Source organism: Gluconobacter potus (assembly GCF_015244705.1).
GTDB classification, from domain to species: Bacteria; Pseudomonadota; Alphaproteobacteria; order Acetobacterales; family Acetobacteraceae; genus Gluconobacter; species Gluconobacter potus.
Window position 1 is genome coordinate 254,011 of the sequence record NZ_JABCQF010000003.1, and the last position, 22,311, is coordinate 276,321.

Below are 22,311 nucleotides of genomic sequence, written 5' to 3' on the forward strand. Positions count from 1 at the left end.
AAACGACCTGAACCTGTCCGTCATGTCACGTCCTGTCCACCCCTCCTCTCTCGCCTGCACGCCCCCGAACCGCTAGGATGCCGCCGACTGATAGGGAGAAGCCCCATGACCTGTGCCTATGATTTCAGCCTTCCCGGCCTGTCCGGCGACACGATCGACCTCTCGGCCTATCGCGGACGACCGCTGCTGATCGTCAACACGGCATCCAAATGCGGCTTCACCCCCCAGTACGAAGACCTCCAGCACCTCTGGTCCCGCTACGGCCGCGACTACCCCGAAGGCCTGATGATCATCGGCGTGCCGTCGAATGATTTCGGCCAGCAGGAACCCGGCTCGTCCGAAGACATCAAGAATTTCTGCCACCGCAATTACGGCGTGAGCTTCCCCATGACCGCGCGCCAGCATGTGCGCGGCCCCGAAACCACCCCGCTGTTCCGCTGGCTGGACAAGCAGGGCGGCTTCCTCGCCCGCCCGCGCTGGAATTTCTACAAATATCTGACCGACCGCGACGGCAAGCTCGTCAACTGGTTCACACCACTGTCCAAACCCGCCTCAAACCGCGTCGAGGAAGCCGTCCGGAAGGTCCTGCTGAATCACTGACCCCCGAGCCGCCCCGCAAGGGAGGCTTCGATCAGCGCGATATTCCGCAGATCGGCCTTGAAGACCGTATCGAACAGATCCCCCGCCAACGGCACGAGGCCCACCACGGCCTCAATCGCCACATTGCCCAGCATCCGCTGCACGGTCTGGCGGTCCACGCCCATCCGCAGCCCTTCCCAGACGATATAAAGCGACAGCGCCGTCCCGATCAGCGCACCGCCTCCGGGCAGAAGCCCCAGCAGCGTATCCAGCCCCGCCCGCAGCCGCAGCCCCGGAATCCGCGCGGCAGAGTTCAGAAGCCAGGCCAGACGCCGGATCCGATCCAGCCTCAGGCGAAGCTCGGCAACACTCACAGGCGGGGAAATCGTTGAAAAATCGGTCATGGCACCCCCTATCACGCAACAGCGACAGGGAAGTTCGTCTTTTTTCCTTGAACAACCGTATCGAAACCCGCCAGAGTTCAAGTCAGAAATGTGACAGGAGACATTTATGAAGGACTCACCGCTCCGCCCGATCCTGCCCCTTCTGGTCGTTGCCGCCCTCGGCGCGCTGACCCCGGCCGTGGCCCATCACGTCACGACCTTCCTTGGCCTGTCCGGCATCTTCTGGGCCAGCGCCATGCTGATGCTGGAAGTCACGCTCCTGTGCATCGGCCTCGCCGCGATCCGCCCCACGATCCAGCAGCCCGCCAGAGCCGAAACAACCCTGCACAACCGCGAAACGGTCCTGCGCTGAAGCCCATCCGCCACACTGCGCTTTTCCTGTAACGGAGGATATGTCGCGGCGCCGGATGTTAGGCTAGGATCAGGAAATGCTTCGCAATTTCCTGACAGTCGGCAGCTGGACCATGCTTTCGCGTGTCCTCGGCCTCGTTCGTGACCAGCTTCTCGCCGCGTTCCTGGGTGCCGGCCCCGTTCAGGACGCCTACCTGATCGCGCTTCGGCTGCCCAACATGTTCCGGCGCCTCTTCGGTGAAGGCGCATTCAACGCCGCCTTCGTGCCGATGTTCACCGAACGCTACGAAACGAAGGGCCACCAGTCCGCCCTGCGCTTCGCGGGGCAGGCCCTGTCCGGACTGATGCTCTGGCTCGCCCTGCTGACGGTTCTGGCCGAAATCTTCATGCCACTGGTCGTGGAATGCATCGGCTCGGGCCTCACCGGCACCCGCTTTGAAACCGCGGTGCACCTGTCACGAATCACGTTTCCCTACATGCTGCTGATCTGCGGCGCAGCGCTCGTCTCCGGCGTGCTCAACGGCCTCGGCAAGTTCACCGCCGCCGCCGCCGCCTATGTCACCTTCAACATCATCGGCATCGCCGCAATCCTGCTCGGCGCGCTGGTCTGGCACAACACCGCCGTCGTCAGCGCCTGGGGTGTCACGCTCTCCGGCGTCGTCCAGCTCGGCGCCCTGTACTGGGCCGCCCACCGCGCGGGCATGGCCCCACACCTGACATGGCCCAGCCTGTCGTCCGACATGCGTGCCCTGCTGCGCCGCATGGGGCCCGGCCTCGTCGGGTCCGGCGTCACCCAGATCAACCTGACCGTCGACACCATCATCGCCACCCACCTGCCCGTCGGCACGCCCTCGATCCTGTATTTCGCGGACCGCATCAACCAGCTCCCCCTCGGCGTGCTGGGCTCGGCCGCCGGGACGGCGCTCCTGCCGCTCCTGACACGCCACATCGCCAATAATGACCGCGCTGCCGTCCATTCCAGCATCAACCGCGCCATCGATTACACGCTGCTCCTGACGCTGCCCGCCATGATCGGCATGATCTTCCTGGCCTCCCCGATCATGGCCGCGCTCTTCGGATATGGCCGCTTCACGGTCGCAGACGCGATCCTTTCGGGACAATGCCTTCAGGCCTATGCCCTCGGCCTGCCCGCCTTCGTCCTCATCAAGGTCCTCTCCCCGGCCTTTTTCGCGGAAGGGGACACCGTCACCCCCGTGCGCATCGGCTTCTTCACGCTGGGACTGAACCTCGTCCTCAACCTTATGCTCTACCGCCCGCTCGGCCATATCGGGCCGCCGCTGGCCAGCACGATCGCCGCCTTCGTCAACTGCACGCTGCTCGCCGTGATCCTACACCGGCGAGGCCTCTTCATCGCAGATCCACTCCTGAAGGGCCGAGCCACGCGCATCGCGGGCGCCGCCATCATGATGGCCCTGTGGGTCGCCGCGGCCGAAAAACTCGCAGCTCCCGGCCTGCCGTCCTGGCACGGCATCTGGCGCTTCGGCATGCTCACGGCCCTGATCATCTTCGGCATGCTCGTCTACGCCGTAATGCTGGACGCCCTGAAAGTGGTGCGCCTGCGTGACGCCACCGTGGCTTTGCAGACACGCCTGCACCGCCGACGCGCCCGCTGACCCCTCCGTGCCGGTTCACACACCGGCACGGAGACGTTATTTTCCCATCCCCTTCCCGAAGTGACAGCCCGGAGACCGGACCCATCGGCACCTTCATGCCCCTGCCCACCGCCGAAAACGCCAGCCCCGCGATGGCCCAGTGGTTCGATCTCAAACATCAGGAACCCGACGCCCTCCTGTTCTTCCGCATGGGCGATTTCTACGAGCTGTTCTTCTCCGATGCGCAGGCCGCCGCCATGGCGCTCGACATCGCGCTCACGGCCCGCGGCACCCATCAGGGTGAGCCGATCCCGATGTGCGGCGTCCCCGTCGCGGCCGCCCCGGCCTATCTGTCGCGTCTGATCCGTCGCGGCTTCCGCGTCGCCGTCGCCGAACAGACCCAGACACCCCCGAAAAAAGGCGAAAAACCGCAGAAAGGCCCGCTGTCCCGCGCCATCGTCCGCGTCGTCACCCCCGGCACCCTGACCGAAGACGAACTGCTCGAAGCCGGACGTGCCAACCTGCTTCTCGCCATCGCCCGCAGCCCGGAAAAGCGCGCAAAGACGGTAGGTGCCGCCTGGATCGACATCTCGACCGGCGCCTTCGAAACCGCCTCGGTGCCCGAACCCGCCCTTCCCGAACTCATGGCCCGGCTCGACGCCGCCGAGATCCTCTCCGAACCCGACCTGATCCCCCCAGACTACGCGTCCCGACTGGCCCCCGTCGCCGTCCCACCCACGCTCGACAGCGCCCGAACCCTCGTCGCCCGCGCCTATGGCGTCGCCCAGATCGACGCGCTCGGAGACTTCCCGCCCGAACAGGCCATCGCCTGCGCCATGGCCCTGAATTACGTCCAGCGCAGTCAGGCCGGCGCACTCCCGCGCCTCTCCCGCCCCATCCCGCAGGGCACGGACGGCGTTCTCGGCATTGACCCCGCCACCCGCGCCAGCCTCGACATCCTCCGCACCCGCGACGGCGAGACGAAACACAGCCTCCTCGGCGCCGTCACCCGCACCGCCACGGCCGCAGGCTCCCGCCTCCTCGCCCAGTGGCTCGCCTCCCCCCTGACCGACGCCACCGCAATCACGGACCGCCAGAACGGCTGGCTCTGGCTGCAATCCATCCCCGGCCTGTCCGGCGCACTCGGCGACATCCTGCGCCGCACGCCAGACCCCGCCCGCGCCCTGGGCCGCATCTCCGCCGGACGCGGCCAGCCCCGCGATCTCGCCGCCATCCGCGACACGCTGATCGCCGCCAACGACATCACCGCCCTGTTCCAGCCCGCCTGCGACCAGAACACACCCACGCTGATCCGCACCCTCACCGCAGGCCTGTACGGCCGCGCCGACACCCTGCTGGAGCAGCTTCAGGCCGCCGTCGCCGAAACCCTTCCCGCCCGGATCGAAGACGGCGGTTTCATCGCCCCCGGCTACAACACGGAGCTGGACCGCTATCGCGGCCTGCGTGACGAAAGCCGCCGCATCATCGCCGCCATGCAGGGCGAGCTGTCCGAAAAATTCGGCGTCTCGAACCTCAAGATCAAACATCACGCGCAGCTCGGCTACGTGATCGAAGTCCCGTCCGCCGCCGGCACGAAACTGCGCGACAATCCCGAACTGTCCTTCCGTCAGGGCACGGCCAGCCTCGCCCGCTTCTCCACGGAAGAACTCGCCGGTCTGGACCGCGCCATCCTCGAAGCTGCCGACAAGGCTGCCACACTGGAACGCCGCATCTTCGCCGAGCTCTGCGCCCGCATCCTGCAAACCCCGGCCCTCGATGACGTCGCAGAGTTTCTGGCCCTCGCCGACGTCCTGCGCTCCTGCGGCCTGCTCGCAGAAGGCGGCTCATGGTGCCGCCCCACAGTCACGGACGGCACGGAGTTCAGCCTCGTCGCCTGCCGCCACCCGGTCGTCGAAGCCGCACTGGCCGAGTCGGGAAGCGCCGATGCCCGCTTCATCCCCAATGACTGCGCCCTGCCACCCGAACACCGCGCAATGCTGCTCACCGGCCCGAACATGGCCGGCAAATCCACCTTCCTGCGCCAGACCGCCCTCGCGGTAATTCTTGCGCAGGCGGGCCTCCCCGTTCCCGCGAAATCCGCACAGATCGGCGTCGTGGACCGCCTGTTCTCCCGCGTCGGCGGCGCGGACGACCTCGCCCGCGGCCGCTCCACCTTCATGGTCGAAATGACCGAGACCGCTGCGATTCTCAATCAGGCCGGCCCCAAGTCCCTCGTCGTCGTGGACGAGATCGGCCGTGGCACCGCAACCCTCGACGGACTGTCCATCGCCTGGGCCACGCTCGAAGCCCTGCACACCCAGCTCGGCTCGCGGACAATCTTTGCAACACATTTCCATGAGCTCGGCGCCCTGACCGAATTCCTCCCCCGCCTCGCCCCCTACACGATGGCCGTGAAAGAGTGGCGCGGCGAGGTGATCTTCCAGCACGAGGTCCGCCCGGGTGCCGCCCGCAAAAGCTGGGGCCTGCATGTCGCAAAACTTGCGGGAATCCCGGCTTCCGTGGTCAATCGCGCCAGCCGGCTCCTGTCCCAGTTCGAGCGCGAACAGGCCGAAGCCCGCTCCTCGCTCCCGCTTTTCGAAGCCGTAACGGAGCCGGAAATACCCCCCGCGCCCGAGCCCGCAGCGCCCCCCATCCCCACGCCGCTGGAAGACGCCATCAGGGCCCTAAACCCCGATGATCTCTCTCCCCGGGACGCGCTGGATGCGCTATACGAACTGAAACGCCTCGCCTCAGGAAACGGCACTTGAAAGAAACCTCTTTCTGGGGCGAAACTCCCTCTCTTTCCTTCGCTGACGATACGGATAAGCCCCTGTCTGACCGAACCGCCTCCCCCCCGTGCGACCCGGCCTCCTCCCTGCAGACCGCTCTCGATACGGCTGCGGCACAGGGGCAGACGACCCGCGAGAACGTCCTCTCGATCCTGCGGCGGCATCTCGGCAGCGGTAACGCCACTGTCCGTCACGAGTTTGAAAAGCGCAGGATGTCGGGAATCGACGCCGCCCGCGCCCTCGCCCGCCAGGCTGACGACATGGTCTGCGCGCTGGCCGAACTCGCCGCACAGAAACACGAATCCCCCGGCGAAATCCTCTGCCTCTGCGCCACCGGCGGCTACGGCGCGGGACTTCTCGCCCCCTTCAGCGACATCGACATCCTCTTCCTGATCCCCGGTGACCCGACCCCGGCCATGACCGCCCGGATCGAGTTCATCCTCTACGCCCTGTGGGATCTCGGCCTGCGCGTCGGCCACGCCACCCGCTCCATCGCCGAATGTGTCCGCGACGCCGACAGCGACCTCACCATCCGCACGGCTCTGCTGGACCTGCGTTTCCTTCACGGCGAGCGCGGCCTCGCCCGCGACCTGCGCTGCGCCCTCGGCGCCGATCTGCAGAACGACCGGCTCTGCGAGTTCGTCATGGGCAAGATCGCCGAACGCGAACAGCGCCACCGCCGCTTCGGCGACAACCCCTACATGGTCGAGCCCAACATCAAGGAAGGCCGCGGGGGCCTGCGCGACCTGCAAACCCTGAACTGGATGGGCCGTGCCGCCCTGGGCTGTGCCGTCTCCACCCCGGATCGCAACGGCCAGCCCGCCGAAGCCCCGCAAACCCCGTCCTTCGCCTCCTTCGGCCTGCTGACAGACCGCGAATCCCTGCGCGCCCGCCGCTCATGGGACTTCCTGTGGACCGTCCGCCTGCATCTGCACTACATCACCGGCCGCGCCGAAGAACGCCTGACCTTCGACGTCCAGCCCGTCATCGGCGGCCGCATGGGCTACGCCACGCACGGTCGCCAGCGCGGCGTCGAGCGCTTCATGCGGCACTATTTCCTGACGGCCCGCGACGTCATGCGCCTCACCAGCGTGCTGCAACCCGTCGTGCTGATGCATCTTCAGGACCAGACCACCGGCGAGCCCCCCAAGGTCGTCCCCGGCCCCGAAGAGTTCCAGACCATTGCCGGTCGCATCTGCCCCATCGAACCCGTAACCTTCGCGGCCCAGCCCCGCGAAATGTTCCGCCTGCTCGACTGCGGCCGCCGCCATGACCTGCCCCTGCACCCCATCGCAATGCAGCAGATCATCCGCAACGAACGCCACGCCGTCACCCTGCGCGACGATCCCGCAACCGCGAAAATCTTTCTGGACCTGCTCTGCGAGCCGAGTGCGGACGAGACAAAAGCCGTCCCGTTCTGGCTCCCGATCCTGAACGAAACCGGCCTCCTCGGCCGCCTCCTGCCAGACTGGTCCCGCGTCGTCGGACAGATGCAGTTCGACAGTTATCATATCTATACGGTCGACGAGCATATCGTCGAAGCCGTCCGCATGATGGGCCAGATCGAAGCCGGACGCATGGCGGACGAGATCCCCCTGGCTTACACGCTGGCCAGCGACCTGCGCTCCCGCCGCGCCCTCTACGTCGCCGTCCTGCTGCACGATATCGGCAAGGGGCGCGGCGGCGACCATTCCGAAATCGGCGCCGACCTTGCGCTGACGATCTGCCCGCAGCTCGGACTCGACCCCGAGGAAACCGACACCGTCTCCTGGCTGGTCCTGCATCATCTCCTGCTGTCCCAAACCGCCTTTACCCGCGACATCGATGATCCTCGCACGATCCTCGACCTCGCCGATACCATCCAGTCGCCCGAACGCCTGCGCCTGCTGCTTCTCCTGACCATCGCTGATATGCGCGCCGTCAGTCCGAAGGTCTGGAACGCCTGGAAAGCCACCCTCCTGCGCGAGCTTTTCTCCCGCGTCGCCGAGGTTCTGGAAGGCGGACTGGCCGCCACCGAACGCGACAGCCGCGTCAACCATGCCCGCGAACTCGCCCGCGACGGCCTCACCGGCACCCTGCCCGAAAGCAGCATCGACCGCTTCCTGGACCTTGGCTATCCGAGCTACTGGCTCGGCTTCGACACCGACACCCAGATGCGCCACGCCCGCATGGTCCATGACTCAGACCGCTACCGCTCCCCGGTCACGGTCGAGGCCTATCCCATCCCCGAACGCGGCGTCACCGAACTCACCGTCCTCTGCGCCGACCATCCGGGCCTGTTCTCCCAGATCGCAGGCGCTCTTGCCGTCGCAGGCGCCTCCATCGTGGACGCCCGCATTCACACACTCAGCGACGGCATGGCACTCGACACCTTCTGGGTGCAGGACGGCGAAGGCTGCTCTTTCGAGGAGCCGCATCAGCTCGGCCGCCTCAACCATCTCGTGGAACAGGCCCTCTCCGGTCGCCTCGACATCCGCAAGGGCATCGAAGACGCCAGCCATCACAGCACCTCGCGCCGGATGCGCGCGATCCACGTCCCGCCCCGCGTCGTCATCGACAACACCGCTTCGGACCGTCACACCGTCATCGAAGTCAACGGCCGTGACCGTCCCGGCCTGCTGCACGACATCACATCCGCTCTCAGCAGCCAGTCCCTCCAGATCTCCTCGGCCCACATCACGACCTACGGCATGCGCGCCGTAGACGTGTTCTACGTCCGCGATCTGCTGGGCCTGAAAATCACCGATCCGCTCCGCCTCAGCCGCCTGCGCGAGACCCTGCTCGCCTCCCTGACAAGCGCTCCGGTCACCACACCCGCAAGCTGAGCGCCTCCGCGACCTCCCGCAGCACGGCCTCCCATCCCGCGGCAACCGCCGCACCGGAGGGCGGCCGGAACTGCCGGACGTCCCCGTACCAGTCCACATCCTTCCAACGCCAGTCGCCACCTTCACGGTTGAGCAACCACAACGGCCGTCCCAGAGCGCCCGCCATATGCGCGACCAGCGTATCCACACTGATCACAAGCGCGCATCGCCCTACTTCTCGCGCCAGATCCACAGGCGTCTCAAGCGAAACCCGTTCCATCCAGTCCGGAACATCACCGCGCTGAAGGGCGACGAACCGCACACCGTTCACCTGCCGCAACACCTCCAGACACTCCACCGGAACCGACCGCCTGCGATCAAACCGATAGGACGGATTCCCCGACCAGCAGACCCCGATCCGCCCCGCCTCAGGCTTTTCCGAAACCGCCAGATACGGCTTCGGTGACGGCACATCCTCCATCCCCAGCACAGCCGGCAGACTCAGCAGACTGACCTCAGCCGCAACCGGCCCGTCCGCTGGCAGGATCCGCCCCTGATCCAGCTCCGGCATCAAATCCGCCAGCGCCGCAGCCCGGAACCCCAGCCGCAACGGTCGCAGCATCGCCGCTTCCGTCAGAAACCGCAGAAACTGCACCTCATCGCCCAGCCCCTGCTCGCCCACAACAGCCACAGGCTCCTCTCCCGCCGAACCATCCCATTGCGGAACATCCGAAGCCAGACGCAGCAGCGATCGTCGGCTCTCAAAATCCCGCCACCCTTCCGCAAACCGTCCCTGCCCCAGCAGAATGGTCGCCCGGTTGAAGCGCGCCCGCTCCGCCTCCTCTCCGCTCTCGCGCATCACGATCGTCCCAAAAAGCGCCTCGGCCTCTTCCAGACGCCCGACTTCCATCAGGACCGTCCCCAGACTGTTGGCGATCCGCCCATCCGAAGGCCGGAGTTGCAAGGCTTCCCGCAACGTCTCACAGGCCGCGCGCAGATCGCCCAGCGCCATCTCCACCAGCCCCAGACTATTGAGCGTCTCCGCAGTCCGTGCCCCCCGCTCACAGGCCTGCGACAGAACTGCCGCTGCTTCGTCGAACGCATTGCAGGCAAACAGCGCCGCTCCCAGATTGGCCAGCGCTCCCCCATCCTGCGGCCTGCGACTCACAACTTTCCGGAACTGTCCGACCGCCTGCTCGAACAACCCGTCCTCAAGAAACAGCCCCCCAAGCCGGGTCCTCACGAAACTGTCATCCGCTGAAAGAGCAACCGCTTTTTCCAACGCCGCACGGGCCTCGTCCCGACGTCCCAGTCTTTCAAAAGCCTCGCCCAGAGCCGCCTGCGCACGCGGATCGGAGGGCTGGAGGATCACTGCCACATTCAGCGCCGCACGCCCCGCCTCGGCATGCCCCTGAGCTACAAGCGCAAGCCCCAGCGTGATATGCATCCGGGCCTTACGATCAGGAGAAATGCCGTTTTTCTGCAACGCCCGCCCCACCAGTGCGATAGCCGTAGCATCCTGTCCGCGCGCACGCGCCAGACAGGCCATTCCATGCAGGGCATCGGGCTGTCCCGGCTCCCTGACCAGGATGTTACGAAAATCTTCCTCTGCTCCGGCGAGATCTCCTGCACGGAAACGGGCAAAGGCGGCTTCGGTCGGATCGGCAGAAAACAGAGGCATCATCAACTCTTCGTGCTCCGAAAATGCCACAAAATCCAGATAGACAGGCGTTAACGAAGTTTTCACAGTTATTTGGTCAAAACCGTAAATCCAAGTACCGTGTCAGAGGTTTTCAGACGATGCATCTTGAACAGAGAACAGGCCCGGTCCCGGGTCTGGTGTACGCGACGGTCCGACAGGGAATGACCACCCGGACATTTCCCATCGAGGTGCGGCGAACTGCTTCGGGCCATTACATCTCCCGCATGCCTGACAACCGATGGTCAATCGAGTGCCTGACCATCGAAGCCGCGCTGCTGATGCATGCTGCGGTCCTGTTCCCAGTCGAGCACGAGCTTGCACCTTGGCTCTCGAATCCAAGGCCAGCGCCTCTTGTCGTTGATCATGTCCCCGGTCCTCTCAAAAGCCCAATCGCTGACGGTCATGGAACAGAGCCGGCTACCCCAACCAAAACCGAAAAGACCGAAGTAAACTCCTGAAGCCACTTCTGACTTGCCAAACACGGCTGGCAGGGCAATGTCAGAGGCATGAAAACCCGTCTCCTGCACGTCGCCGCCGCTACCGGCCTTGCGGCACTGGCCGTCATGGCCACCCCCGCCAGAGCGGATCATCCCTGGCAGGACGCTCCCGTTCAGGCGTCCATCACAGCAGACGCAACGCTCCCGGGCCTACAGCCCACAACGCTGCTCGCCGCCGAAAACGGGACCTATCTGGCCCTCGATACCAACGGACATCCCGTCCGGATCGACGCCGCCAATACGGTCTCCCCCCTTCCCGGCCCCAGTCAGCCCACGGACCGCCTGGTCGCGCTGACCCGGTCCGGCACTGATCTGTGGGGCCTGGCAACCGGCGCACAGCCCGCCCTCATCCGGATGTCGCAGGACGGATCGCTCCAGTCACGCATTCCCCTGAGCGGCGCCACGGTGCAGGGCAGCAACCTGATCGCCCTTCAGGTCCACGATACCCACGCCTATCTGGCCGATGAAGGCAAACCCGCCCTCGTCGTGGCAAACCTCCAGACCGGCAAGGCCACCCGCTTCCTGCCCTACGACATGTCCCTCACCGGCCGCCATCCGCTCCTGCGCAACAACCAGCCGCGCATGGGACCGGACGGACACCCCATGGCCGGCGGCAATGTGCGCTTCCTCATGCTGGATGCGAAAGGCCAATGGCTCTTCTACCAGCCCGCCTGCGGCCCCATGTCCCGCATCGAAACCGCCCTGCTGACCGACACGACCTTCACCGCCGTCGAACAGCTCGACGGCATTACCGAGTGGCGGACAACCCCCAGCCTCGGCGGCGCGACCCTGACCCCGGATGACACCTTCTACCTGTCCGACATCACCGTCGGCAGCATCCTGAAATTCGGCAGCGACCGCATCCCGCTGCGGATCCTCCGTGACCAGCGCCTCTTCGATGCAGGCGCCCCCGCCGTCTCAGACAGCCACCAGATGGCCGTTCTGGCCACGGAAGATGGCACAACCCACATTCTTCGCATCGCCTTGCCCTGACAGGACGTGATATAAATTCCCCCATGCGCTACCGATCGACCCGCGGCGAGCTGACCGCCGACGCCCCGAACTTCTCTGACATCCTTCTCGCCGGCCTTGCGGGAGATGGCGGTCTCTACATGCCGGAGAGCTGGCCGAAGATCAGCCCGCAGACCCTGCGCGAGTGGCGCACGCTCTCCTATCCGGACCTCGCCGCCGAAGTCATCGCCCTCTTCACCGAAGGCGCGATCGACGTCGACACCCTGCGCGACATGACCCGTGACGCCTATGCGGATTTCGATCACGCCGCTGTCGTCCCGCTGGTCGAAGTCGAGCAGGACCTGTACTCCCTCGAACTGTTCCACGGCCCGACGCTCGCCTTCAAGGACATGGCGATGCAGATGCTCGGCCGCCTGTTCGATCACGTCCTGACCCAGCGCAACCGCCACGTCACGATCGTCGGCGCCACCTCCGGCGACACCGGTTCGGCCGCCATCGAGGCCTGCCGCGGCCGCGAACGCCTCTCCGTCGTCATCCTGCACCCCAGGGGCCGCACGTCCGACGTCCAGCGCCGCCAGATGACGACCGTTCAGGACGACAACATCCTCAACATCGCCGTCGAAGGCGATTTCGACACCTGTCAGGATCTGGTCAAGGCGATGTTCGCCGACCACACCTTCCGTGACGAGGTCTCGCTCTCGGCCGTCAATTCGATCAACTGGGCCCGCATCGCCGCCCAGATCCCGTATTACGTCCGCGCAGCCCTCGCTCTCGGCGCGCCGGACCGCGAAGTCTCCTTCTCGGTCCCGACCGGCAATTTCGGTAACGTCCTCGCCGCCTGGGCCGCAAAACAGATGGGCCTGCCCATCAAGAAGCTCTGCATCGGCTCCAACCGCAACGACATCCTCACCCGTTTCGTCATCGACAACGACATGAGCGTGCGGACAGTCGAACCCAGCCTGTCACCCTCGATGGACATTCAGGTCTCATCCAACTTCGAGCGCCTGCTGTTCGAACTGCTGGACCGCAACTCCACCCGCTGCGCCGCCATCATGCGTGAGTTCCGCGAGACCGGCCGCATGGCCGTCCCGCACGACGCCTGGACCCGCATGAAAGAGGTGTTCGAGGGCATGACCCTCACCGACGAACAGACCAGCGAAGCCATGCGCCTGTTCTACAACGAGAGCCTCTATCTCGCGGACCCGCACAGCGCGATCGGCCTCGCCGTCGGCAAGCGTTTCCAGGAACCCGGCATCCCCATGGTCGCGGCCGCTACGGCCCACCCGGCCAAGTTCCCGGACGCCGTGATCGCCGCGACCGGCATCCACCCCAAACTCCCGCCGCACCTGTCCGACCTGTTCGAGCGCACCGAGCGCTACGAGTGCATGGACAGCCAGATTGCCGGCCTTCAGGACGCCGTCCGCGCCCATATCCGGCGCGGCTGATCGTCCAACACAGGCTCCCCAACCGGGGGGCCTGCCTTCCTTCGACAATACGGAACCTCATGCCCGATACGATTGAAGTCACCAGACTCGATAACGGCCTGACCATCATCACCGAACGGATGGATCGCGTCGAAACCGTCTCCTTCGGAGCCTATGTCTCCATCGGCACGCGCGACGAGACCGCCGACAACAACGGCGTCTCCCATTTCCTCGAACACATGGCCTTCAAGGGCACAGAGCGCCGCTCCGCCTCCCGCATCGCCGAGGAGATCGAGAATGTCGGCGGCTACATCAACGCCTACACTGCCCGCGAAACCACAGCCTATTACGTCAAACTGCTGAAGAACGATCTCGCCCTCGGCGTAGACATCATCGGCGACATCCTGACCCACAGCACGTTCCTTGATGCCGAAATCGAGCGCGAACGCGGCGTCATCCTTCAGGAAATCGGTCAGGCCAACGACACGCCCGACGACATCATCTTCGACCAGTTCCAGGAACGCGCCTTCCCCGAACAGCCCATGGGCCGTCCCACACTGGGCTCGGAAGAGCTCGTCTCGACCATGACGCGTGATACGCTCATGTCCTACATGCGCGAGCACTACACGACCCACAACATCACCATCGCCGCCGCCGGAAACCTGCACCACCAGCAGGTCGTCGATCTGGTGAAGGAACACTTCCGCGACCTGCCCACCCATCAGACGCCCCGCCCCCGCGCGGCCGCGTATGAAGGCGGCGAACTGCGTACGACCCGCGAACTGGATCAGGCTCATCTCGTCATGGGCTTCCCGTCCGTCAGCTATATGCACCCCGATCATTACGCGGTCATGATCCTCTCGACGCTGCTCGGCGGCGGCATGTCTTCGCGCCTGTTCCAGGAAATCCGTGAGCGCCGCGGTCTGGTCTACAGCGTCTATTCCTTCGCCTCCCCCTTCAGCGACAGCGGCCTGTTCGGCCTCTATGCCGGCACGGGCGAGGAACAGACCGCCGAACTCGTCCCCGTCATGATCGACGAACTCAAGCGCCTTCAGGATGGCCTGAGCGAAGCGGAACTCTCCCGCGCCCGCGCCCAGCTCAAATCCTCGCTCCTGATGTCGCTGGAAAGCACCGGCAGCCGCTGCGAGCAGCTCGCCCGCCAGATCCAGGTCCATAACCGCCCGATCCCGACCGCCGAGACAGTCGGCAAGATCGACGCCGTGACGGAAGACGACATTCTGCGCGTCGCCCGCACCATTTTCTCCGGCACGCCGACCTTCACCGCGATCGGCCCCGTCGGCAACATGCCCTCGCTCGAGGACATCACAGCAAGGCTCGCCGCATGACCACTACAACGCCCGTCGAAGCCCTCCTCGCCGCAGCCCGCCGCCACGGCGCCGACCACGCGGACGCCATCCTCGTCCGCGACGAGTCCGAATCCGCACTCGTCCGCAAGGGCGTCCCCGAAGGCATCGAGCGCTCCGAGAGCGTTGCCCTCGGCCTGCGCGTCTTTCGCGGCAAACGGGCGGCCACGGTTTCGACAAGCGTTCTGAACGAGGCCGAGTTCGATCGTCTGGCCGAACAGGCCTGCGCCATGGCCCTCGTCGTCCCCGAAGACCAGTATGCCGGCCTCGCCGAAGCCGCCCTTCAGGGCCGTTTCGACGCCGCCGGACTGGACCTCGAATGCAGCTCCGCCCCGAGCATGGACGACCTCCTCGCCCGCGCCCGCGAAGCCGAGGACACCGCCCTGTCCTTTGAAGGCATCACCAACACCAACGGCGCCTCCGCCGGTCACGGTCGCACCTCGGTCATGCTCGGCACCTCCGCGGGCTTCTTCGGCGCCTACAGCCGCACCGGACATTCCACCAGCGCCAGCGTCCTCGCCGGCGAAGGCGCCACGATGCAGCGCGACTACGCCTTCCGCAGCGCCGTGCATCTCGAGGACCTCGAAAGCCCGGCCGTCATCGGCCGCGAAGCCGCCGAGCGCGTCCTGGCCCGCCTCAATCCCGGCCGCCCCCGCACGGGCACGTACAGCGTCATCTACGACCCGCGCGTCTCCAGCACCCTGCTCGGCCATCTGGTCGGGGCCATCAATGGTGCCGCCATCGCGCGCGGAACGTCCTTCCTCAAGGACAGCCTCGGCAAACAGATCCTCTCCGCCGGCCTGACCGTCCATGACGACCCGCGCCGCATCCGGGGTGCAGCCTCCCGCCCCTTCGACGCCGAAGGCTGTGCCGCCCTGCCGCTGGACCTGATCGCGGACGGCATCCTCCAGACCTGGCTCCTCGACTCCCGAAGCGGCCGCCAGCTCAACATGCCCACGAACGGCCGCGCGAGCCGTGGCGTCGCCTCACCGCCCTCCCCGAGTGTGACAAATCTTCATCTCGCACCCGGAACCCTTTCTTCCGAGGCCCTGCGTTCCGATATCCGTGAAGGGATCCTGATCACCGAGCTCATGGGCTCGTCGGTCAACATGCTGACCGGCGATTACAGCCGTGGCGCTTCGGGCTTCATGATCCGCAACGGCGAGATCGCCGAACCCGTCGCCGAACTCACGGTCGCGGGCAACCTGAAAGACATGTTTGCCCGCATGATTCCGGGCAGTGATCTAATGTTCCGGCAGAGCGTTAATGCGCCAAGTATCCGGATCGACGGCATGAACATTGCAGGACTTTGATGCGTAAATTCCGACTTTCTACGACCGCCCTCGCCCTCCTCTGCGCTGTCAGCCTCGGCGCGCTGGGAACAGCGGATGCGCGCCCGGGCGGCGGCAGCTCCATCGGAAGCCGCGGCTCCCACACCTGGAGCGCCCCGCCGCGCACATCCATCACGCCAGGCTGGGCCCGCCCGATGGACCAGTCCGCAACCCCGCGCTCTGCACCCGGTTACGGCGCAACGCCCACAACCCCGATGCCCGGCTACGGCGCCCCGGCCTTCAGACCGTCCTACCCGGTCCGCCATCCGTTCCTGAGCGGCTTTGCAGGCGGCTTTCTGGGCGCAGGCCTGTTCGGTCTGCTGAGCGGTCACGGCTTCATGGGCGGTATGACCGGCGGTACGTCGTTCTTCGGCTTCCTGCTGCAGGTTCTCATCATCGGCGGCCTGATCGCCTTCGTCCTGCGCCTGTTCGGTAACCGTGGCCAGCGCAGCCCGATGGGCATGCCCTCTTCCGCAGGCGCAACCCCCTTCGGCAACGCAGGCGGCAGCACACCCGTAACGCTGACCAATGACGACTACCTGAGCTTCCAGCGCCTTCTGCTCGACATCCAGGCCGCCTGGAGCGCACAGAACATGCGCGCCCTCGCCAGCATGGCGACCCCGGAAATGACGGGCTATTTCAACGCCCAGCTTTCCGATCTGGCGAGCCGCGGCGCCCGGAACATAGTCTCCAACGTCCAGTTCCAGCGCGGTGACCTCTCCGAAGCCTGGCGCGAAGGCAACCTGACCTACGCCACGGTCGCCATGCGCTACTCCATGACGGACGTCACCACGGACTCCATGGGCAACGTCATCGACGGCAGCTCCACCGAGCCCGTCACCGTGACCGAACTCTGGACCTTCGTCCGCGCCGATGGCCGCGGCAACTGGATCCTCTCCGCCATCCAACAGGCGGGCTGAAAAGCCCCCCAAACAGAAAAAAGGCCCGGGAAACCCCCCGGGCCTTTTTTATTGCCTGAATGAGAAGCTGAACCCCGGCCGTTACAGCCGCGTCAGCGTAATCACGTAAAAGATCACAGCCAGCAGCACCACACCACCAACAATCCCCGTAATCCGGCTCAGACGCCGCTTGCGGGCGAGATCAATATCAGTGGTCATGTTCATCCGATCAGAACCCGGTCAACCAGCAGCCCACAGAACAGCAGGAACAGATAGGCCAGCGAATACCGGAACGCGAACCGCGCCGGCTTGTCCTTCGTCAGGCTCACCCCTTCCGCATCCTGCTTGTCCATCAGCACCCGGAACGCACAGAGAATGAAACCCAGATCCAGCAGACTGGTCACAACCGTATAGGTCAGCCCTACCTCGTGAACGAAGCTGGGCACCAGCGACACAGCCGTAAGAATGAACGTGTAGATCAGAATCTGCCACCGCGTATGCCGCGCGCCCTTCACGACCGGCAGCATCGGAATGCCCGCCTTGCCGTAATCCTTGCACGCATACAGCGACAGCGACCAGAAATGCGGCGGCGTCCAAAGGAACACGATCGCAAACATCGCCACCGGCAGCACAGCCATGGAGTTCATGGTCGCAGCCCAGCCGATCATCGGCGGAAACGCGCCCGCAGCCCCACCAATCACGATGTTCTGCGGCGTGCTCCGCTTGAGCCACATCGTGTAAATCACGCTGTAAAAGAAAATCGAGAACGCCAGGATCCCCGCCGCCAGCGCATTCGTCGCCAGCCACAGCACAACCACCGACAGAACCGAAAGCACAACGCCATAAACCAGCGCCGCCTGCTCCGGCATCCGCCCATCGGGAATAGGCCGCACGACTGTCCGCTTCATGATCGCGTCAATGTCGCGGTCATACCACATGTTGATCGCACCAGCGGCCCCGGCCCCGATGCAGATGCACAGGATGGTAATCAGCCCGATGGGAATGGACGGCCAGCGGGGCGCCACAGCCATGCCCGCAGCGCCCGTAAACACCACCAGCGAAATCACACGCGGCTTGAGAAGCGCCAGCCATTCCCGCAGAGACGGATCACCATCCTTGCCCGGAACGGAAAAAACCCCCGAAGGGGCTAAAGGTGTCGCCGTATCGCTCATGCCGAGACCCGGGCACGCCCGGTCTCCCTCAACAGGAACAGCCCGACCAGACCAAAAGCCAGCAGACTGATCCCCATAAGAACCTCACCATAGATCATGACGCCCGGCACGATCGAGCAGAACGCCCCGACCAGCATCAGCCCGGCATGCAGCCGGCTCATCATCACGGGGATCCGACGGGGGAGAAGCATCTCAACCCAGGCATAGAACCCACCGCAAAGCGCCATGATACCGCCGAACGCCACAGCCGTATGATCGCCTGAATGTCCCGGAAGCCAGTCAGACAGCCACCCGGCCGTAAACAGCAGAATGCTGCCAATCGCCCAGAGCGCGGCACCATCCAGATCGCGTTTCTGCTGCCACACATCCCGGCACAGCGCCCCGATCAGCACAACCGACGGCACGATCTGCGTCACAAAAACAAGACTAGCCATCACGCCAGACGGAAGCGAGCCATAAAGCCCGTCCATCCACAGAAGCGGACCACCAATGCCCATGACGCCAAAAACATAAGGCGCCACCGTCCAGGAAGCGCCCCCATTGGACGAGCGCGACAGCAGCGCGGACGCCACCAGCCCCAGAGCAGGCGTCAGCATCAGCGCGGTTTCCGGAAGATGCAGCGTCTCGATCAGGGCCGTGGTCGTAATCCCGTCCATCATGCCGCGCGTCACAACCGCCGCCAGAACCGGCGCCACGAGAACAACGCTGCACGCGGTCGCCAGCAGCGACCAGGCCAGCGGCGACATGTCACGGAAACGGCAGGTCCGTCCCTCCAGACATGTGGTGATCACATCGATCGCCACAGCAAGGATCCCGACCGACCACAGCAGCAGAGCTACGAACGGCAGAACCGGAAGCAGCACCACGCCGGAAGACAGGAACCCGAACCCCGCCATCGTCAGGCCCCGAAGCACCGTCCGGTCAGTCCCCAGCGCGGACGGCAGAAGCCACTGGCCAAAACCCCCAAGCGCTGCCGGGCACATGACGAAGAACGTCATGAGAATACCATGGCAAAACGCCTGACCACTCGTGGGATGTGTCTGAAGAATTGGCAGAGCCAGCGACCCGCCCAGCAGACCGGCAAAAAGTGCCAGCAGAATGAAAGACGTTCCGACTCGGCGGCTGGAACGGGCCGAGGCAGTATACGGGGCAGTATCGACAGCCTGATAAGTCATGATCGCGTAGTCGGTCCCTGAACTAGGAATACCGCAGCGAGCGTCGGAATACTCGGCGCCGACACAAGTGCGGAACCAAACGCCGATCAGGCGACCAGGGCTGCTGCGTCGCTTTTACTCTCGCATTGCGGCAATGTCACGAGTGTAAACAGTCCCGCAGGCGGAACCGGCGTCAGCGTGGCGCGGCGCAGGTCTTCCGGCGGCAGCAGCGATTCAATCGCAAAATCCGGGTGCCAGCCCAGCGAACGCGATGCGCGGGCCATGCCCCGCTCGACCGAAAGACGCAGGCCGCCCGTCGCTAGGAAGTGGTTGACGAACAGGATATGCCCGCCCGGCTTCACGACACGCTTGAGCTCGGCCAGCAGCCGGTCCGGATGCGGCACAACGGACGCAACAAACATCGCAACAGCAATATCGAAGCTGTCGTCCTCGAACGTCGTGGCTTCCGCATCCATTTCCAGCAGATCATCCACATTCGTCAGATGATCCTGCAGGACGCGGATGCGCGCACGCTCCAGCATGTCTTCGGAAAGGTCGATTCCCGTAATCCGCTTGTCGCGGGAATAGGACGGCAGGGCGAGCCCCGTTCCGACACCGACTTCGAGAACCCTCTCGCCTGGCAGGGCATTGACCGCAGCCACTGCTCTCTTACGTCCGTACCCCGAAATACCGCCAAAAACAGTATCATAAACGCGGGCCCATCGGCGATAAGCCGTCTTGACGGCTTCCGCGTCCAGTGCCGAACGCGGGGAAAGGGTTGAGGACATGATGATATGCGACCTTCTTTGTCCGCCCGGCCCTCAACAGGCCAAGGCTGTCCGGAACATGTTCAATTGGCACCTTCTTGCCCTCCCGGATATGCATCTGGCAAGACACGCAGTGCGCAAGACGTTTCAAAGCGACACATCGGACAGGCCCGAGGAGGACAACAGTGCTGATCTATTCCCTCGTGGGGCTCACATTCATCATCTGGACAGGAATCTATTTCCTGTATTTCCGTCAGCAGGTTATCGCCTGGTTCAGCAACCGTTTCGGGAAAGACCGCCCCGTCCCCGTCGAGGACGATGCACCCGAAGCCCAGCTTCCGTTCAGTTACACGCCCCCGCCCAAAGACGATAAATCCTGACCGGCCCCCTCAGGCCAGGACACGCCGCTCGATCGCATCCCAGATCAGCCCGGCGCTGTTGATCCCGTCAAAACGGTCCAGTTCCTGCAGACCGGTCGGCGACGTGACGTTGATTTCCGTCAGCCAGTTGCCGATCACGTCGATCCCCGTGAAAATCAGCCCGTGATCGCGCAGATACGGCCCGATCGACTCACAGATTTCCCTATCCCGCGGCGTCAGCTCCACACTCATGGCCCGACCGCCGACATGCATGTTCGACCGCGCCTCACCCGTCGCCGGAACCCGGTTGATCGCGCCAATCGCCTCACCATCCACCAGAATGATGCGCTTGTCGCCCTGACGCACGGCCGGCTCATAACGCTGGATCATGAGCGGCTCACGCGACCGCGCAAAATGCATCTCCAGCAGCGCACCAAGGTTCTCATCATCCGGCTTGATCCGGAAAATCCCCGATCCGCCATTGCCGTAAAGCGGCTTGACGATGATGTCCTGATACTTCTCCCGGAACGCCAGGATTTCGCGCGTGTCCCAAGTCACGAGCGTCGGCGGCATCAGATGTGGGAAATGCGTCACCAGCAGCTTTTCCGGCGCATTGCGCACGGCGACCGGATCATTCACCACCAGCGACCGCCCCTCGCCCACGCCATGCACATGTTCAAGCATGTGCGTGGCGGTGATGTAGCCCATGTCGAACGGCGGGTCCTGACGCATCAGGATCACATCCGTCTGCCCCAGATCCAGCACCTGCTCCTCACCGAACGTCGCATGATTACCCCGCTCGCGCCGCACTTCAACCGGCCGCGCCCGGGCCTGCACACGCCCGCCCTTGCCCTGTCCTTCAACAAGGCTCAGCGTCGTCACCGGATAGACCCACAGCTCATAGCCGCGCGCCTGCGCCTCAAGCATCATCGCAAACGTGGAGTCACCATCAATATTGACGTACTCCAGAGGATCCATCTGAACAGCAACGCGAAGAGAACGGGACATCGGAAAACTCCGGCAGGGAGAAAGAGGAGTGGTCCAGTCCTCTGTAACCGCATGACCCGGTTTTTCAAAATCCCCCGTTCCGGAGTTCCCTCTCATGACCGCCCCACGACGCGCGCCATTCCAGATCCTCGTCCTGCCCTTCCGCAAAACCGGCAGCGGCACCGAATACGCTCTCTTCCGGCGCAGCGATTCCGGGGACTGGCAAGGCATCGCAGGCGGGGGTGACGACGGCGAAACACCGCTTCAGGCTGCAAAACGCGAAATGCAGGAAGAAAGCGGCCTCTCCGCAGACACGCCCCTGTTCCCGCTACAGGCCAGCGCCACCATCCCGGTCAACCATTTCGCCGCCCGCTCCACATGGTCACCGCTGCTCTACGCCATCCCCGAACACTGCTTCGCAGCCGACGCCACCGGACAGACCCTGTTTCTCTCCGCCGAGCACACGACCTGCGCATGGTTTTCCAACGAAAACGCGCGCCAGCACCTGACCTGGGACTCCAACCGCACCGCCCTGTGGGAAACAGCCGAACGCCTGCGCGACGGCACACTCCTGCTCTAAAGGCTCAGACCGTAGCCACCGCCACCGGATAAACAATCTTCAAAATCTCGATCTCGACCGGCCCCCGCGGCGTCTGCAACATCGCAACGTCCCCGACACGCGTCCGCATCAGCGCCCGCGCCACAGGCGACACCAGACTGACCTCCCCCCGCGCCAGATCAGACTCGTCCACACCAAGGATCGTCACCGTATGCTCGACGTCATCCTCGTCCACATACGTCACGGTCGCCCCGAAAAACACACGGTCCCGCGTCGTCTGGGCCGCAGGATCAACGATCACCGCATTCTCCAGCCGCTTGCCCAGAAACCGCATCCGTCGGTCGATCTCCCGCAACCGGCGCTTGCCATACTGGTAATCCGCATTCTCCGAACGATCGCCATTCCCCGCCGCCCAGGACACGATCTCCACAATCCGAGGCCGTTCCTTCTGCGCTAGCTCCTTCAACTCGGCGCGCATGACAGCAGCCCCCTTCGGCGACAGGTAATGCGACAGCGGCGTCTTCTCAGCCATGCGCCCGACCTGCCCCAACCGAAGAAACCAGCAACGAAAAACCCATGTTCAG

General features: G+C 64.8%; 20 protein-coding genes. 12 read left to right on the forward strand and 8 right to left on the reverse strand.

The genetic code is table 11. From position 1 onward, the window contains the following. The first annotated feature begins 105 nt into the window (after positions 1-105). The gene (locus tag HKD31_RS07585; RefSeq protein WP_194264715.1) at positions 106-600 is read left to right on the forward strand and encodes a glutathione peroxidase; all 495 of its coding nucleotides are present in this window, start codon (positions 106-108) and stop codon (positions 598-600) included. On the opposite strand, the gene HKD31_RS07590 is transcribed toward HKD31_RS07585, so the two are convergent. Continuing rightward, a complete protein-coding gene (locus tag HKD31_RS07590; RefSeq protein WP_194264714.1) occupies positions 594-983 on the reverse strand; it encodes a DUF4112 domain-containing protein in 390 nt (129 codons plus the stop codon). The two genes, HKD31_RS07585 and HKD31_RS07590, sit on opposite strands and share 7 nt — an antisense overlap. 106 nt (positions 984-1,089) lie before the next feature. Here HKD31_RS07590 and HKD31_RS07595 point away from each other — a divergent pair, with 106 nt between their 5' ends. From HKD31_RS07595 to HKD31_RS07610, 4 genes are all read left to right on the forward strand, one after another. After that, positions 1,090-1,335 (forward strand): hypothetical protein, encoded by a 246-nt coding sequence (locus HKD31_RS07595; protein WP_041112121.1) that lies wholly within the window; start codon positions 1,090-1,092, stop codon positions 1,333-1,335. A gap of 76 nt (positions 1,336-1,411) precedes the next feature. Then, complete coding sequence (gene murJ, locus HKD31_RS07600) at positions 1,412-2,968, forward strand: murein biosynthesis integral membrane protein MurJ (RefSeq protein ID WP_194264713.1); 1,557 nt, start codon at positions 1,412-1,414, stop codon at positions 2,966-2,968. A gap of 95 nt (positions 2,969-3,063) precedes the next feature. After that, positions 3,064-5,715 (forward strand): DNA mismatch repair protein MutS, encoded by a 2,652-nt coding sequence (mutS, locus tag HKD31_RS07605; RefSeq protein WP_194264712.1) that lies wholly within the window; start codon positions 3,064-3,066, stop codon positions 5,713-5,715. Further along, positions 5,712-8,561 (forward strand): [protein-PII] uridylyltransferase, encoded by a 2,850-nt coding sequence (locus HKD31_RS07610; protein WP_194264711.1) that lies wholly within the window; start codon positions 5,712-5,714, stop codon positions 8,559-8,561. Before mutS ends, HKD31_RS07610 begins: the two co-directional genes overlap by 4 nt. Here HKD31_RS07610 and HKD31_RS07615 read toward each other — a convergent pair. Then, on the reverse strand, positions 8,542-10,224 hold the full coding sequence (locus tag HKD31_RS07615; protein ID WP_194264710.1) for a tetratricopeptide repeat protein: 1,683 nt from the start codon (positions 10,222-10,224) through the stop codon (positions 8,542-8,544). The two genes, HKD31_RS07610 and HKD31_RS07615, sit on opposite strands and share 20 nt — an antisense overlap. Before the next feature lie 260 nt (positions 10,225-10,484). Then, a complete protein-coding gene (locus HKD31_RS16255) occupies positions 10,485-10,607 on the reverse strand; it encodes a hypothetical protein (protein ID WP_255520123.1) in 123 nt (40 codons plus the stop codon). A gap of 141 nt (positions 10,608-10,748) precedes the next feature. Here HKD31_RS16255 and HKD31_RS07620 point away from each other — a divergent pair, with 141 nt between their 5' ends. From HKD31_RS07620 to HKD31_RS07640, 5 genes are read left to right on the forward strand one after another with little or no spacing between them, the layout of a single operon-like run. Next, a complete protein-coding gene (locus tag HKD31_RS07620; RefSeq protein ID WP_194264709.1) occupies positions 10,749-11,732 on the forward strand; it encodes a hypothetical protein in 984 nt (327 codons plus the stop codon). A 23-nt stretch (positions 11,733-11,755) separates the two neighbouring features. Beyond that, the gene (gene thrC / locus HKD31_RS07625) at positions 11,756-13,156 is read left to right on the forward strand and encodes a threonine synthase (RefSeq protein ID WP_172493020.1); all 1,401 of its coding nucleotides are present in this window, start codon (positions 11,756-11,758) and stop codon (positions 13,154-13,156) included. Between the two features lie 59 nt (positions 13,157-13,215). After that, positions 13,216-14,481 (forward strand): M16 family metallopeptidase, encoded by a 1,266-nt coding sequence (locus HKD31_RS07630; RefSeq protein WP_194264708.1) that lies wholly within the window; start codon positions 13,216-13,218, stop codon positions 14,479-14,481. Beyond that, positions 14,478-15,812, forward strand: coding sequence for a TldD/PmbA family protein (locus HKD31_RS07635; protein ID WP_194264707.1), 1,335 nt, complete (start codon positions 14,478-14,480; stop codon positions 15,810-15,812). The genes HKD31_RS07630 and HKD31_RS07635 overlap by 4 nt, the downstream gene beginning before the upstream one ends. Further along, positions 15,812-16,750, forward strand: a complete 939-nt coding sequence (locus HKD31_RS07640) for a Tim44 domain-containing protein (protein WP_194264706.1) — start codon at positions 15,812-15,814, stop codon at positions 16,748-16,750. The genes HKD31_RS07635 and HKD31_RS07640 overlap by 1 nt, the downstream gene beginning before the upstream one ends. Positions 16,751-16,950: 200 nt before the next feature. Here HKD31_RS07640 and HKD31_RS07645 read toward each other — a convergent pair whose 3' ends face one another. The 3 genes from HKD31_RS07645 to HKD31_RS07655 form a co-directional block, all read right to left on the reverse strand. Next, positions 16,951-17,901 carry a heme o synthase gene (locus HKD31_RS07645; RefSeq protein WP_041112112.1) on the reverse strand — a complete coding sequence of 317 codons (951 nt, stop codon included), beginning with the start codon at positions 17,899-17,901 and terminating at the stop codon, positions 16,951-16,953. Then, positions 17,898-19,076: a cbb3-type cytochrome c oxidase subunit I gene (locus HKD31_RS07650; RefSeq protein WP_062495709.1), complete on the reverse strand. Its 1,179-nt coding sequence runs from the start codon at positions 19,074-19,076 to the stop codon at positions 17,898-17,900. Before HKD31_RS07650 ends, HKD31_RS07645 begins: the two co-directional genes overlap by 4 nt. Before the next feature lie 86 nt (positions 19,077-19,162). Continuing rightward, positions 19,163-19,843, reverse strand: coding sequence for a class I SAM-dependent methyltransferase (locus HKD31_RS07655; RefSeq protein ID WP_011253381.1), 681 nt, complete (start codon positions 19,841-19,843; stop codon positions 19,163-19,165). Positions 19,844-20,007: 164 nt separating this feature from the next. On the opposite strand from HKD31_RS07655, the gene HKD31_RS07660 reads away from it, so the two are divergent. Beyond that, positions 20,008-20,202 carry a hypothetical protein gene (locus tag HKD31_RS07660; RefSeq protein WP_062501980.1) on the forward strand — a complete coding sequence of 65 codons (195 nt, stop codon included), beginning with the start codon at positions 20,008-20,010 and terminating at the stop codon, positions 20,200-20,202. Between the two features lie 9 nt (positions 20,203-20,211). Here the strand turns inward: HKD31_RS07660 and gshB are convergent, their stop codons facing one another. Further along, entirely contained in the window at positions 20,212-21,189 is a 978-nt protein-coding gene (gene gshB / locus HKD31_RS07665) for a glutathione synthase (protein ID WP_194264705.1), read from the reverse strand. A gap of 94 nt (positions 21,190-21,283) precedes the next feature. On the opposite strand from gshB, the gene HKD31_RS07670 reads away from it, so the two are divergent. Then, positions 21,284-21,748, forward strand: coding sequence for an NUDIX hydrolase (locus tag HKD31_RS07670; protein WP_194264704.1), 465 nt, complete (start codon positions 21,284-21,286; stop codon positions 21,746-21,748). A gap of 4 nt (positions 21,749-21,752) precedes the next feature. Here the strand turns inward: HKD31_RS07670 and greB are convergent, their stop codons facing one another. Further along, positions 21,753-22,259, reverse strand: coding sequence for a transcription elongation factor GreB (greB, locus tag HKD31_RS07675; RefSeq protein WP_194264703.1), 507 nt, complete (start codon positions 22,257-22,259; stop codon positions 21,753-21,755). Positions 22,260-22,311: the final 52 nt, after the last annotated feature.